The organism is Microvirga ossetica, from assembly GCF_002741015.1.
Classification (GTDB): Bacteria; Pseudomonadota; Alphaproteobacteria; order Rhizobiales; family Beijerinckiaceae; genus Microvirga; species Microvirga ossetica.
This window is the reverse complement of record NZ_CP016616.1, coordinates 4,837,905-4,851,333: the sequence shown is the minus strand read 5'-3', so window position 1 is coordinate 4,851,333 and position 13,429 is coordinate 4,837,905. Positions and strand designations below refer to the sequence as shown.

14 protein-coding genes are annotated in these 13,429 nt (G+C 62.2%); 10 read left to right on the top strand and 4 right to left on the bottom strand.

Annotation, left to right across the window (positions count from 1 at the left end; genetic code table 11):
* Positions 1 to 110: 110 nt before the first annotated feature.
* The 8 genes from BB934_RS23210 to BB934_RS23175 all read left to right on the top strand — a co-directional run bounded on the left by BB934_RS23210 (position 111) and on the right by BB934_RS23175 (position 9,174).
* Positions 111 to 2,093: an AMP-dependent synthetase/ligase gene (locus BB934_RS23210; protein ID WP_418294719.1), complete on the top strand. Its 1,983-nt coding sequence runs from the start codon at positions 111 to 113 to the stop codon at positions 2,091 to 2,093.
* Positions 2,090 to 2,890, top strand: a complete 801-nt coding sequence (locus tag BB934_RS23205) for an ABC transporter ATP-binding protein (RefSeq protein WP_099511803.1) — start codon at positions 2,090 to 2,092, stop codon at positions 2,888 to 2,890. The genes BB934_RS23210 and BB934_RS23205 overlap by 4 nt, the downstream gene beginning before the upstream one ends.
* 16 nt (positions 2,891 to 2,906) lie before the next feature.
* On the top strand, positions 2,907 to 3,857 hold the full coding sequence (locus BB934_RS23200) for a branched-chain amino acid ABC transporter permease (protein ID WP_099513169.1): 951 nt from the start codon (positions 2,907 to 2,909) through the stop codon (positions 3,855 to 3,857).
* Between the two features lie 12 nt (positions 3,858 to 3,869).
* Entirely contained in the window at positions 3,870 to 4,955 is a 1,086-nt protein-coding gene (locus tag BB934_RS23195; protein WP_099511802.1) for a branched-chain amino acid ABC transporter permease, read from the top strand.
* A gap of 73 nt (positions 4,956 to 5,028) precedes the next feature.
* A complete protein-coding gene (locus BB934_RS23190) occupies positions 5,029 to 6,351 on the top strand; it encodes an ABC transporter substrate-binding protein (protein WP_099511801.1) in 1,323 nt (440 codons plus the stop codon).
* A 154-nt stretch (positions 6,352 to 6,505) separates the two neighbouring features.
* On the top strand, positions 6,506 to 7,339 hold the full coding sequence (locus tag BB934_RS23185) for an ABC transporter ATP-binding protein (protein WP_099511800.1): 834 nt from the start codon (positions 6,506 to 6,508) through the stop codon (positions 7,337 to 7,339).
* Positions 7,340 to 7,445: 106 nt separating this feature from the next.
* A complete protein-coding gene (locus BB934_RS23180; protein WP_099511799.1) occupies positions 7,446 to 7,835 on the top strand; it encodes a DUF805 domain-containing protein in 390 nt (129 codons plus the stop codon).
* A 106-nt stretch (positions 7,836 to 7,941) separates the two neighbouring features.
* The gene (locus BB934_RS23175; RefSeq protein ID WP_099511798.1) at positions 7,942 to 9,174 is read left to right on the top strand and encodes a phenylacetate--CoA ligase family protein; all 1,233 of its coding nucleotides are present in this window, start codon (positions 7,942 to 7,944) and stop codon (positions 9,172 to 9,174) included.
* Here the strand turns inward: BB934_RS23175 and BB934_RS47290 are convergent.
* The 4 genes from BB934_RS47290 to BB934_RS23160 form a co-directional block, all read right to left on the bottom strand.
* The gene (locus BB934_RS47290) at positions 9,146 to 9,442 is read right to left on the bottom strand and encodes a hypothetical protein (protein ID WP_157934286.1); all 297 of its coding nucleotides are present in this window, start codon (positions 9,440 to 9,442) and stop codon (positions 9,146 to 9,148) included. The two genes, BB934_RS23175 and BB934_RS47290, sit on opposite strands and share 29 nt — an antisense overlap.
* 211 nt (positions 9,443 to 9,653) lie before the next feature.
* Entirely contained in the window at positions 9,654 to 10,427 is a 774-nt protein-coding gene (locus tag BB934_RS23170) for an outer membrane protein (RefSeq protein WP_099511797.1), read from the bottom strand.
* A gap of 320 nt (positions 10,428 to 10,747) precedes the next feature.
* Complete coding sequence (locus BB934_RS23165; protein WP_099511796.1) at positions 10,748 to 11,197, bottom strand: RNA polymerase subunit sigma-70; 450 nt, start codon at positions 11,195 to 11,197, stop codon at positions 10,748 to 10,750.
* Between the two features lie 127 nt (positions 11,198 to 11,324).
* Positions 11,325 to 12,011: a pentapeptide repeat-containing protein gene (locus tag BB934_RS23160; protein ID WP_157934285.1), complete on the bottom strand. Its 687-nt coding sequence runs from the start codon at positions 12,009 to 12,011 to the stop codon at positions 11,325 to 11,327.
* Between the two features lie 214 nt (positions 12,012 to 12,225).
* On the opposite strand from BB934_RS23160, the gene BB934_RS47285 reads away from it, so the two are divergent.
* Both BB934_RS47285 and BB934_RS23155 read left to right on the top strand, forming a co-directional pair.
* Positions 12,226 to 12,453 carry a hypothetical protein gene (locus BB934_RS47285; protein ID WP_157934284.1) on the top strand — a complete coding sequence of 76 codons (228 nt, stop codon included), beginning with the start codon at positions 12,226 to 12,228 and terminating at the stop codon, positions 12,451 to 12,453.
* A 202-nt stretch (positions 12,454 to 12,655) separates the two neighbouring features.
* On the top strand, positions 12,656 to 13,318 hold the full coding sequence (locus tag BB934_RS23155; RefSeq protein WP_099511794.1) for a Crp/Fnr family transcriptional regulator: 663 nt from the start codon (positions 12,656 to 12,658) through the stop codon (positions 13,316 to 13,318).
* Positions 13,319 to 13,429 lie beyond the last annotated feature (111 nt).

The window sequence follows — 13,429 nt, the reverse complement described above, 5'->3', positions numbered from 1 at the left end:
GGGCGCTGCCGGATCGGCTCGGCAGGAACGCAGTGGCATTCGACCATGCGTTTGAGGGAACGGAGCCAGACCGCGCGGTCACGATGCGCGGGTGTCAGGGAGGGATGCCGTTGACGACGGCTGCGGATGCGCGCGCGGACACATTTCCCAAGCTCCTGGTGCGCAACGCGCGTACCCGACCGAACCGCACTGCGTTTCGGCACAAGGACCTCGGCATCTGGCAATCCTGGACCTGGGGCGAGGTGCATGAGATCGTCCGCGCCTATGCGAGCGGGCTGCAAGCGATCGGGTTGAAGCGTGGCGGCAAGATCGCAATCGTCGGCTACAACCGTCCCTATCTCTACTGGACCATCGCCGCTGCCCAATGGATCGGCGCGATCCCGATCCCGGTCTATGCGGACTCGGTCGCGGAGGAGATGGCCTATGTATTGGCCCATGCCGAAGTGACCCACGCGGCGGTGCAGAACCAGGAGCAGGTCGACAAGATCCTCTCCGTCTCCGAGCAGCTGCCGCAGCTTGAGCATGTGCTCTACGACGAGCAGAAGGGCCTGCGGGATTACGACCACAGCCGTCTTCACTCCATCCAGTCCATCGTCGAGGAAGGACGCGCACGTCTCGCGGAGCCGCAGGAGGCTGAAGACATCGAGCGCGCCCTGCAGGACGGCAAGGGTTCGGATCTCGCCATCATCCTCTACACATCCGGCACGACCGGACGCCCGAAGGGCGTGATGCTGACCTCGGATGCGGTGATCGCGGCTGCGGAAATCGGCTGCGATTTCGACAAGCTCGACGAAACCGACGAGATCATGGCCTATCTGCCGATCGCCTGGGTCGGCGATCATATCTTCTCCTATGCGCAGGCCTTTCTCGCCGGGCTATGCGTGAACTGTCCGGAGAGCCCGGAAACCGTCGCGGAGGATCGGCGCGAGATCGGAGCGACTTACGTCTTCGCGCCGCCGCGCATCTTCGAGAGCATGCTGACGCTGACCATGGTGCGCATCGAGGATGCCGGCACGCTGAAAAGGCGTATGTTCCAAACCTTCATCAATCACGCCAACAAGGTTGGCGAGAAGATCCTGAACAAGGAACCGAATGTCGGCCTGTGGGACCGCCTCCTCTGGCAGATCGGCAACGTGCTCGTCTATGCGCCGCTGCGCAACCGCTTCGGCATGACGAGGGTCAAGGTCGGCTACACGGCGGGAGAGGCCATCGGCCCGGAGATCTTCCGCTTCTATCGCTCCATCGGCGTGAATCTGAAGCAGCTCTACGGACAGACGGAAGCATCCGTCTATATCACCATGCAGCCCAACGGCGAGATCCGCGCCGACACCGTGGGCCGCCCTGCCCCGCAGGTCGAGATCCGCATCGCCGATAACGGCGAGGTTCTCTACCGCTCGCCGGGCGTGTTCGTGGGCTATTACAAGGATGACGAAAAGACGGCCGAGACGAAGACGCCGGACGGCTTTGTGCGTTCGGGCGACGCCGGGTTCTTCGACGCCAGCGGCCATCTCAAGATCATCGACCGGGCAAAAGACGTGGGCAAGATGCGCGACGGCGCGCTGTTCCCGCCGAAATATGTCGAGAACAAGCTGAAATTCTATCCCAACATCAAGGAAGCGGTGTGCTTCGGCGACGGGCGCGACCATGTCGCCGCCTTCATCAACATCGACCTCGTGGCGGTGAGCAACTGGGCCGAGCGGAACGGCGTCACCTATGCCTCTTATCAGGAACTGGCAGGCCATCCGCTCGTCTACGACATGATCGAGAAGCATGTGGACGAGGTGAACCGTTCGCTCGCCTCAGAGCCGCGCATGGGCGGCGCGCAGATCAAGCGCTTCCTGATCCTGCACAAGGAACTCGATGCGGACGATGGCGAGCTCACGCGTACGCAGAAGGTGCGCCGCGGCTTCATCGCAGAGCGCTACGCGCCGCTCATCCAGGCTCTCTACGACGGCTCGACGGAGGCCGACATATCGACCGAAGTCACCTTCGAGGACGGGCGCAAGGGCGTGATCTCCGCGCGGGTGAAGATCAGGGACATGAAGGTTCATCCGGCAGCAGCATCCGGACATGTTCTGGAGGCTGCTGAATGAGAGCGCCGGACAATCCCGTGCTCGCCAAGGGCGACGTGCTGCTCGCGGTCGACAACGTGTCGCTGGGCTTCGGCGGCGTGAAGGCGCTGACCGACGTGTCCTTCGACATCCGCAAGAGCGAGATCCGCGCCATCATCGGGCCGAACGGCGCCGGCAAGACCTCGATGCTCAACTGCATCAACGGCTTCTACTACCCGACCGAAGGGCGCATCATCTTCAAGGGCGTCAAGCGCCCGAAGATGCGCCCCCACGAGGCGGCGCGCGGCGGCATCGCCCGCACGTTCCAGAACGTCGCTTTGTTCAAGAGCATGTCGACGCTGGACAACATCATGGCGGGCCGCTCGATCAAGATGCATTCGAACTTCTTCTGGCAGCTCCTCCGCCACGGCCCGGCCATGAAGGAGGAGGTCGAGCACCGCCGCTTCGTCGAGGAGATCATCGACTTCCTCGAGATCCAGCACATCCGGAAGACCCCCGTGGGGAGGCTTCCCTACGGCCTGCAGAAGCGGGTCGAACTCGGGCGCGCGCTTGCCATGGAGCCGGAGCTTCTGCTGCTCGACGAGCCCATGGCCGGCATGAACCTCGAGGAAAAGGAAGACATGTCGCGCTTCATCCTCGAGGTGAACCAGCAATACGGCACCACCATCGCCCTCATCGAGCACGACATGGGTGTGGTGATGGATCTTTCCGACCGGGTCGTGGTGCTCGAATACGGCCGCAAGATCGCCGACGGCACGCCCGCCGTGGTCAAGGGCGACCAGCGCGTGATCGATGCCTATCTCGGCGTGGCGCATTGAGGGCGCGATGATGGACATGTTCTTCAAGGTCTTCATCGAACCCTTCGTCTTCATGGTCGAAGCGCCGGATCTGCTGATCCAGACCCTCTGGGAAGGCCTCGTTTCCGGTGTGCTCTACGCGCTGATCGCGCTCGGCTTCGTCCTGATCTTCAAAGCCTCCGGCGTGTTCAATTTCGCGCAAGGGATCATGGTCGTGTTCTCGGCCCTGATCCTGGTGGGACTCTACGAGAAGGGCGTGCCGGCCTTCCTCGCGCTCGCTCTCGCCGTTCTCGCGATGCTCGCGCTGGCCGTGGTGGTGGAGCGCGTGGTGCTGCGCCCCCTCGTCAACCAGCCCGACATCATCCTCTTCATGGCGACCTTCGGGCTGACGTATTTTCTCATCGGCTTCGGCGAGCTGATCTTCGGCGGCAGCCCACGCGAGATGATCACGGACCAGCTCTTCCTGCCTCAGGGCACCACGGAGATCGACGCCTTCGGCGGCTCGATCCGCTTCCAGCATCTCGACATCGCTGCCGCCGTCATCGCGTCGATCATGATCGGCCTGCTGGCGGTGTTCTTCTCGAAGACGCGCATCGGCCGCGCGCTCCGCGCCGTGGCAGACAGCCACAAGGCGGCGCTTTCAGTGGGCATCTCGCTCAACCAGATCTGGGTAATCGTGTGGTTTGCCGCCGGCATCGTGGCGCTGGTGGCCGGCATCATGTGGGGCGCGCGCTCGGGCGTGTCCTTTTCGCTCCAGATCATCGCCCTGAAGGCGCTGCCGGTCCTCATCCTCGGAGGCTTCACCTCGATTCCCGGCGCCATCATCGGCGGGCTCATCATCGGAATCGGCGAGAAGGTCGGCGAGTTCTACTGGGGCCCGCTCGTGGGCGGCGGTGTCGAGACCTGGCTCGCCTATGTGATCGCCCTCCTCTTCCTGCTCTACAGGCCGCAGGGTCTGTTCGGCGAAAAGATCATCGAACGGATTTAGGAGACCTTTTCAGTGCTCTACCGCGAGGCCGGCCAGTTCAAGACCAACTACGTCGCTGACAGCGCGATCTTCCCGCTGCGCGAGGACCGGACCGGGCTCGCCCTCATCATCCTCGCCGCCTATGCCCTCGCCTTCCTCGGCAACAGCTTCCTGCTGCAGGCGGTGATGATCCCGTTCCTGATCTTCTCGCTCGCCTCCATCGGCCTCAATATCCTCACGGGCTATACGGGCCTTCTCTCGCTGGGAACCGGCGCCTTCATGGGCGTCGGAGCCTATGCCTGCTACAAGCTGATGACGGCGTTCCCGGGCGTGAACGTCATCGTCTGGATTTTCGTGTCGGGCTTCTTTTCCGCCGCCATCGGCGCCCTGTTTGGCCTGCCGTCGCTGCGCATCAAAGGCTTCTACCTCGCGGTTGCGACGCTCGCGGCACAGTTCTTCCTGCAATGGTGCTTCATCCGCATCCCGTGGCTGGTGAACTACAACGTCTCCGGCGCCCTCGATGCGCCGCTTCGCACGCTCTTCGGCATCCCGATCATGGGTCCGAACGCCACGCCGCAGACGCGCTATCTCGTGGTGCTCACCATCGTGATCGCGCTCACCTGGATCGCCTCGAACCTGGTCCATGGCCGCATCGGGCGCATGTGGATCGCGATCCGCGACATGGATCTTGCAGCCGAGCTCATGGGCATCCGCCCGCTCCAGACGAAGCTCCTGGCCTTCGCGGTCTCGTCTTATTACTGCGGCGTCGCCGGCGCGCTCCTCGTCTTTCTCTGGTATGGCGGCGCGGAATACGACGTGTTCAACATCAACCAGTCCTTCTTCATCCTGTTCATGGTGATCATCGGAGGTCTGGGCAGCCTCATCGGCTCGTTCTTCGGCGCCGCGCTCATCTTCATCCTGCCGATCGTGCTCGGCATCGTGCTGCCCGCCATCTTCGAGCCCTTCGGCATTTCGATCGCCGCCGACGTCATCGAGCACCTCCGCTTCATGATCGTCGGTGCGCTCATCATCTTTTTCCTGATCGTCGAACCGCACGGCCTCGCGCGGCTCTGGCAGATCGGCAAGCAGAAGCTCCTGGTCTGGCCGTTCCCCTACTAACGGCGGGCCAAAAGGAGACGAGACACGAAACAAGAATTCGGCTTCGGCCGAAGCAACGGGAGGAAACGCAAACATGTCGTTTCGCAAATTAGGTCTTGGATTAGCCGCCGCGACGATGCTCGCGGGCATTGCCCTTCCTGCCTTCGCGCAGGACTCGGTCTATATTCCCCTCTTCACCTACCGCACCGGCCCCTTCGCCGGGTCCGGTACGCCCATCGCCGACGGCATGCACGACTACCTGCGCATGCTGAACGAGCGCGACGGCGGCATCGGCGGCGTGAAGCTCGTGCTTGAGGAATGCGAGACCGGCTACGACACCAAGAAAGGCGTCGAATGCTATGAAGCCGTTAAGGGCAAGAACCCGGTCGTGGTCAATCCGTGGTCGACCGGCATCACCCTGCCGCTGATCCCGCGCGCCTCCGTCGACAAGATCCCGATCCTGTCCATGGCCTACGGCCTCTCGGCCTCCGCCCGCGGCGACATCTTCCCCTGGGTCTTCAACCCGCCGGCCACCTATTGGGACGGCATGTCGATGATCATCAAGTATATCGGCGAGAAGGAAGGCGGCCTCGACAAGCTGAAGGGCAAGAAGATCGGCTTCCTGCATCTCGATGCCAGCTTCGGCAAGGAACCGATCCCGCTGCTCCAGGAAACGGCGAAGGAGCTCGGCTTCGAGGTGGCGCTCTATCCGGTCGCCGCCCAGGATATGCAGAACCAGTCCTCGCAGTGGCTCAGCGCCCGCCGCGACCGGCCCGACTATATGGTCATGTGGGGCTGGGGCTCCATGAACGGCGCTGCGGTGAAGGAAGCCGTGCGCTCGGGCTATCCCATGGATAAGTTCTACTCGGTCTGGTGGCCGGGCGAGGACGACGCGCGGAGCGGCGGCGCCGGCGCCAAGGGCTTCAAGATGCTCAACTGGCATTCGGTGGGCGCCAACTTCCCCGCCATCCAGGACATCCAGAAGCACGTGGTCGACAAGGGACTGTCGAAGGCTCCCAAGGACAAGGTGGGCGAGCTTCTCTACAACCGCGGCATCTACAACTCGCTGCTGATCGCGGAAGGAATTGCCCAGGCTCAGAAGCTCACGGGCAAGAAGGCCGTGACCGGCGAGGATGTGCGCCGCGGCATGGAGAACATCAAGCTCGATCCGGCGCGCCTGAAGGAGCTCGGGCTCGAGGGCTTCACCGATCAGCTGGCTCTCTCCTGCGCCGATCACAACGGCCACCGCGCCGCCTTCATGCAGGAATGGGACGGCACGAAATGGGTGAAGATCTCGAACCCCATCGAGCCGATGACCGACCGCGTGAAAGGTCAGCTCGATGCAGCCGCGAAGGACTACGCCGAGAAGAATGCCGGCTGGCCTAAGCGGACCGAGACCTGCGACAAGGCGAGCTGACCGGAACGCCATTAACCCTCTCTCCTTTAGCGGGAGAGGGTGACCTGCAAAGCAGGTCGGGAGAGGGGCCGAGCTCGTTCGGTGACTTCCCCTCTCCCGGCTCACGTTCGTTCGCCACCCTCTCCCACGAAGGGGAGAGGGCTGGGAGATCCATATGACCGCCGCCGCTCAACCTGTCTCAGCCGCCGAAACCGTCCTCACGGTCAACAACATCGAGGTCGTCTACGACCACGTGATCCTCGTGCTGAAGGGCGTGTCGCTCCATGTGCCTAAGGGTGGCATCGTCGCCCTGCTCGGCGCGAACGGCGCCGGCAAGACGACCACCCTGAAAGCGATCTCCAACCTGCTCCATGCCGAGCGTGGCGAGGTCACGAAGGGATCGATCGAATTCAACGGCGAGCGCGTCGACAAGCTCTCGCCCAACGAGCTCGTGCGGCGCGGCTGCATCCAGGTGCTGGAGGGCCGGCACTGCTTCGGCCATCTCACCATCGAGGAGAACCTGCTCACGGGCGCCTTCACGCGCCGCGACGGCAATGCCGCCATCCGCCGGGACGTCGAGGCGATCTACGACTACTTCCCGCGCCTCAAGCAGCGGCGGACCTCGATGGCCGGCTACACCTCCGGCGGCGAGCAGCAGATGTGCGCCATCGGCCGCGCGATGATGTCCAAGCCCTCGATGATCCTGCTGGACGAGCCGTCCATGGGGCTGGCGCCGCAGATCGTGGAGGAGATCTTCGAGATCGTGCACAAGCTCAACGCGACGGAGGGCGTGTCCTTCCTGCTCGCGGAGCAGAACACCAACATGGCGCTGAAATACGCCACCTACGGCTACATTCTGGAGACCGGCCGCGTGGTGATGGACGGTCCCGCCCAGATGCTGCGCGAGAACGAGGACGTGAAGGAATTCTACCTCGGCGTGTCGGAGGGCGACCGCAAGTCGTTCCGTGCCGTGAAGAGCTACAAGCGCCGCAAGCGCTGGCTGGCGTGAGGGTGCGGCGCGGCCGGACCCTACTTGACGCTATGTGATAACTATTCCTACCGTCGAAACCCGTGAGTGCTCGACGACTCACGCAGTTTCTTCCTGGGGGCAATCAATGGACTTCGGACAAGCGATCAAAACCTGTCTCAATAAATACGCGACGTTCTCGGGGCGCGCGCAGCGCTCCGAGTACTGGTACTTCTTTCTGTTCACGGCTGTCGTCAACATCGTGGCGAGCGTTCTCGACGCGACGATTTTCGGTGACATGGCGGTCCTTTACGTGATCGCCACTTTGGTTCTTCTCCTTCCCAGCATCGCTGCCGGCGTGCGGCGCCTGCACGACACGGACAAGTCCGGCTGGTGGCTCCTGATCAGCCTCATCCCGGCGATCGGCATCATCGTTCTGATCGTGTTCTTCTGCCAGCGCGGAACCGTGGGTCCGAACCGGTTCGGACCCGACCCGCTGCAGGGATCCCTTTCGAGCACGCATACAGCCACTGCCTGATTCTCTTGCCGCACGGCAGAGGCACGCCATCTTTCGCCTGTCGTCGGGCCATATCCGGACCTGACGGCAGGCTTGAAGCAGACAACCTTTCAATGAGGGCAGGCTCTTGGCAGATCACTACGACGATCTCGAAACCCGCGACCCTTCCGAGCGCGAAGCCGCTCTGTTCGCGCGCCTACCGGACATCCTGAGACAGGCCGCCAAGGCGCCTGTCTATGCCGAGCGGTTGATGGGGATCGATCTCGCCGGCGTCACGAGCCGCGAAGCACTCGCGAAGCTGCCCGTGCTGCGCAAGGCGGAATTGCCGGGCCTGCAGAAGGCTGCCCTGCCCTTCGGAGGCTTCGTCTCCGGTGCGCCGGGCTCGTTCGGCCGTCTCTTCACCTCGCCCGGTCCGATCTTCGAGCCTGAGACCTCCCTCCCCGATCCCTGGCGTTCCGCGCGCGGCCTCTACGCTGCCGGCTTCCGCAAGGGCGATGTGGTGCTCAACACCTTCAGCTATCATCTGACGCCGGGCGGTTTCATCATGGATTCCGGCGCGCGCGCTCTCGGGTGCGCGGTCATTCCGGCTGGCCCCGGCAACACGGAGCAGCAATTCGAACTGATCGAGGCCTATCGTCCGGCCGCCTATTGCGGCACGCCGGACTTTCTCAAGATCCTCCTCGACGGTGCCGCTGCAGCAGGACGGGACCTGTCCTCGATCAGGCGGGCGCTCGTGTCCGGAGCGGCTTTTCCGAAATCGCTGCAGGAGGAGTTCTCCGCAAAAGGCATCGAGGCCTATCAGGCCTATGCCACGGCGGATCTAGGCTTCATCGCCTATGAGAGCGCAGCCCGCGAGGGTCTCGTCGTCAACGAGGACATCATTCTCGAGATCGTGCGACCCGGCACGGGCGATCCGGTTTCGGAGGGCGAGGTCGGAGAAATCGTCGTGACGACGCTCGATCCGCATCATCCCTTCATCCGCTTCGCCCTCGGCGACCTGACGGCCGCGATGGCGGGAGGGAGCCCTTGCGGCCGCACCAATATGCGCATCAAGGGCTGGATGGGACGTGCGGACCAGGCCACGAAGGTCAAGGGAATGTTCGTCCGGCCGGAGCAGGTGGCGGAGATCGGCCGGCGCCACCCCGAACTCGGCCGCCTGCGCCTTGTCGTCACCCGCGAGGGCGAGACGGATGTGATGACGCTGAACGCGGAAACCGCGGTGCCGAGCGAAGCGCTTGCATCCGCGGTCGGTACCACGCTTCACGGCATCGCCAAGCTGAAAGGTGAGGTTACTTTCTCGTCTCCTGGCAGCCTGCCCAATGACGGCAAGGTCATTGCGGATGAGCGCCGATACGATTGATCCGTTCTGTTATTTCGGCAATCCAGCTTTGCAGTAATGCAAAAAACGGCCAAGCTTCAATGGGTTGAACGCCGGACTCGCTGTTCATATGCTCAAGCTTGTGAACGATTCGAAAGAAACCGGAAAAACGGTAATAAGTCCAAAAAGAAAGAGCACCCGTTTGGGTGCTCAAAGGTGTCCGGCCGTAGGGGCAAAAAGACCGGAGATGCCTATAAACGTCGACGGGCAAAGTAGGTTCCGAAGATTTTTCAAAAAATACTACAGCCAAGCCTGCGCCTCATTGAGGTCACGTTTTCGAAGTCTGGCTGAGCTTCCCGTGGGGGCAAGCACGGGCCGGGGGCCGCGACCAAAGATCCTCTCGGAGGACGGTCGCGGCCTTTCCCATTTTGGTCCGACCGGTCGCAAGCATGGCCACGCATCGGGCCAATGAAAAAGGCCCGGATCGCTCCGGGCCTTCTCGAGTGCTATGTTGTGTGGGCTCAGTAGGTGCCGAACTTGAAGTTCAGCTTGGCCCGAGCGACGAAGAATTCGTTCTCGTTGTTCTGCGTCGCCGGCGCAATCAGTGCGATGGGGTCGCCACCAACCGGCGTGAAGGTGCCGACAGTGCCGTTGAAGAGGTTGTCGTCGTCGCTGTCGACGCTGATCCACAGACCCTCGAGGCCGAAGGTCACCGCCGAGGAGCCGAACCAGTTCACCGGCAGAGCCCATTCGACGCCACCACCGGCCACCCAGCCGGTGTTGTTGTCCGTATAAGCCAGACCGCCGGTGGCGTAGATCAGTACGCGATCAAAGGCGACACCGGCGCGGGCGCGCAATGTGCCGAACCAATCCGACAGGTTGTTGTCGAAGGTGCCGGGCACGAATGTGCCGGGCGTGCCGAGCGGAATGAACGCAACCGTCTCGTCCTGATTGGTGTCGGCCCATTGGATGTCGGTCTCAACACCGATCACGAAGGAGCCGATCTGGTAGTTGTAGCCGATCTGACCGCCGCCGGTGAAACCGCCGTCACCGTTGTCGGGGAAGAACAGCGTGCCCGGCACCGCACCGTCGAGAATGACGGTCTGCCGGTTGCTGTCGCGCCAGCCCCAGCCGGCGTTGACACCAGCATAGAAGCCCGTCCAGGTGAAGATCGGAGCCGCAATGATCGGTGCCGGAGGCGGGGCCTGACTGGGAAGATCCGCCGCTGAGGCAGCGGCTGCAGCAAGCGTGACGCCTGCAACCCCTGCTAGGAGGCTAATTACGCACTTTCTCATAACCGTAACCCCTTAGTGTGAGGACTCACGGTGAAAACTTACGCTTCTTCCGCAGAGGAATGCTATGGCAAAGCAGCAACACTCATTAAGTCACGCGATACTCAAGAGGCGGAAAAGTAGTACCACTTTAGGATAAGAGAATTTTGTCAAAGCAAATAGAAATAATTCTCTTAAAATTTTATTTAAAGCAATTTGACATTACTTGGAAGGCATGCCCTAATATTCATGTTTTCGGCTTGACAACCGAAGGCGAGGAGATCACTCAACCCTGCCCTCTGGGCGGGGTTTTTTCTGGGAATGGTCGGACCCCGGCGCTGCGGTCAGAGATCGCCCAGAAGCAGCTGCGCCTGTTGGCTTCCCTTCCCGCCCTGCCGCTTTCTATCGGATGACGAGACGGCTTTCGTCTCTCGCTTGTCGGAGTGCCTTGCAGTGGCAGGGTGAGACATCCGCGCCTTCGCCTTGTCCCGCGCGACCGCCTCCGGCGCTGCAGGATTGTCGTCGAGCCACTTCCCGCGCTTGATGACCTCGTTGACCCGCCCCTGATTGACGCTCAGCTGGAATGCAATCTCCTGCTGGGTCATCTCCGTCGTGGCGTGGAGGTCCAGGATCTGCCTGGCCAGTTCGGGAGTCATTTTTCTGCCGGCGATACGGCGGGCGGGGGCGATCGTCCTTGTGGTTCGGTCCCGCTCCCGAAGCTTCTGCAGGATCGCGAGAGCCATGTGCATTCCCTGCTCGCGCAGGGCATCCTCGAATTCCTTGAGCGTGGTCAAAACGAGCGCACTCCTTCAAAGAAACGGCGTCCCGTGAGAACGGTGCCTTAAGCCTTTCCCCTCTCCGGGACGCTTCAACGATTCCAACGGCCACGCTGCGGCTTGGTTTCAACGCATCCGCAGCCGTTCAGTCCTCTTCCTCCTTACAGGGCCAGCCTTTGGGCGCGTTGAGCCCGGCGGGAAGCTTGGTCTGCTCCGTGCCGCAGGCGATATCGATCTGGGCCTGGCTCAACCCGCTCACACCGGACAGGTCCGCACCGCCGAGCTGCGTCAAGTAGAAGTAGGCCCCCGTCAGGTTCGCTCCCTTCAGATCCCGCCCTTCGAGCCGCGATCGCGAGAGATTGGAATAGCTGAAGTCGACACCGGTCACCCGCGCGTTCTGGAACAGGACCCGCGCCACCTCCGCCTTTGACATGTTGGCGCCGGTGAGATCGGCGCCGCTGAAGTCGGAGCGGTTCAACTCGGCTTTGCTGAAATTGGAACCCGCCGCTTTGACCTGAGCGAAGTTCGAACGGTTCATATCCGCGGCGCTGAAGTTGGCGCCGGTTAGATTGGCCTGCGCGAAATTGGCCCGCCAGCCGAGCGCCTTGGTGAAATCCGACCGCGAGAGATCGGCCCCTTCGAACCGGGTGCGGCTGACTTCCGTCTCGCTCAATTTGGCTCCGGCCATTCGCGAAGCGGCGAAGTCGCTCAAAGTGAGAAGCGAGCGCTGGACGACGATGCCGGTCAGGTCCTCGTTCGTCAGCATGAGGCGCGCCTTGGAGCACCCCGACCAGTCGACCCCCGGTGCCGGCGCGTCCTGGCATTTGGCCATGGCCGGGCCTGCGCAAACGCATATGGCCAGCAGAACTCCTGCAATTTTCACGGAACACGTCCTCCAGCAGCTCCTCTCGGAACGCTTCTGTCCTAAATAGGCTCCGCCCCAGTCCCGAGGAGGCCTCGCCATCCAACTTTCATGAGATCGGTGAGAGACTCGACTTCCCTTCTCTATAGTCTAGCTTTTCCGGCGATTCCTGTGGAGTAAAACCATGCGCCCTTCCGTAACGTTTCCCGCTATTCTTCTTGCCGGCCTCGTGCTGAGCGGCTGCGTCGCCTCCACCGCACCTGTCGGCGTTCTGCCGCGCGATCCCGTTCCGCCCCCGCCTTCCCTGGCCGGCACGACGGCGGGCCGCCCCTCGGCCAACCAGGGAAACGCAACCTCGGCGCGGCGTCGGGCCCTGAGCGTACCGAGTGGGACGACCATGCCGCGCCCCTGACGGACGGCCTCTCTCTCGCGTCGAAAGCCCACAATGCCCGACAGGCAATCCGCGTGGGTGCGTGGACGTCCAGATGCGCCCAAGCATGAGGATGGACACTCTCCTTAAGAGCATCTCATAGTGCGCCAATGCGTAGCTGGCGCGGATTCCTGTCCTGATGCTATATGACGTAACGATAAGGAAAAACTGCGGGTGAATCTTCATGACATGGGTTGAGGCAATCGGCTGGTTCGGGGCGGCTCTTGCCATCACGGGCAGCGCGATGAAGACGATCATCCCGCTGCGCTGCATCGGGATCGGGGCGAACATCTGCTCCCTGGTCGTCTCCACCTTCCTGGGCAATATCCCGGGCGTCGTGGCCAATCTGATCCTGCTGCCGATCAACAGCGTGCGCCTGTATCAAATGCTCGGCCTGATCAAGCGCGTAAAGCAGGCCTCGAAGAGCGACCTTTCCATGGAATGGCTCAAGCCCTTCATGACCCGCCGCAAGACGACGGCAGGAGAAATTCTCTTCGCCAAGGGCGACGTTGCCAACTGCATGTTCTTCACGATCGCCGGGCGCTTCCGCCTGAAGGAGATCGACATCGAGCTGCTTCAGGGCCAGGTCGTCGGCGAGATGGGCTTCATGTCCCCGACCAACACACGCACGCAAACCCTCGAATGCCTGGAGGCAGGCGAAGTGCTGAGCATCTCCTATGACGAGGTGCGCCAGCTCTATTTTCAGAATCCCGAATTCGGCTTCTACTTCCTTCGGCTCACGAGCGAGCGACTTTTCCACAACATGGAGTCGATGGAGAAGGAGATCACCCGTCTGCATGCGGCCCTGCCGGATGTCGAACCGGTCAGGAAGGCGGCCTCTGCTTAGAAGTTTTATAAAGAGGGCGCAGTTTAGAATACTTATAAGTTATTGAAATCACTTGATTTTTAATTGACGCTCCCTGCCGATCATGGTTCCTGCAAGCCAAAGTGTGGCGGG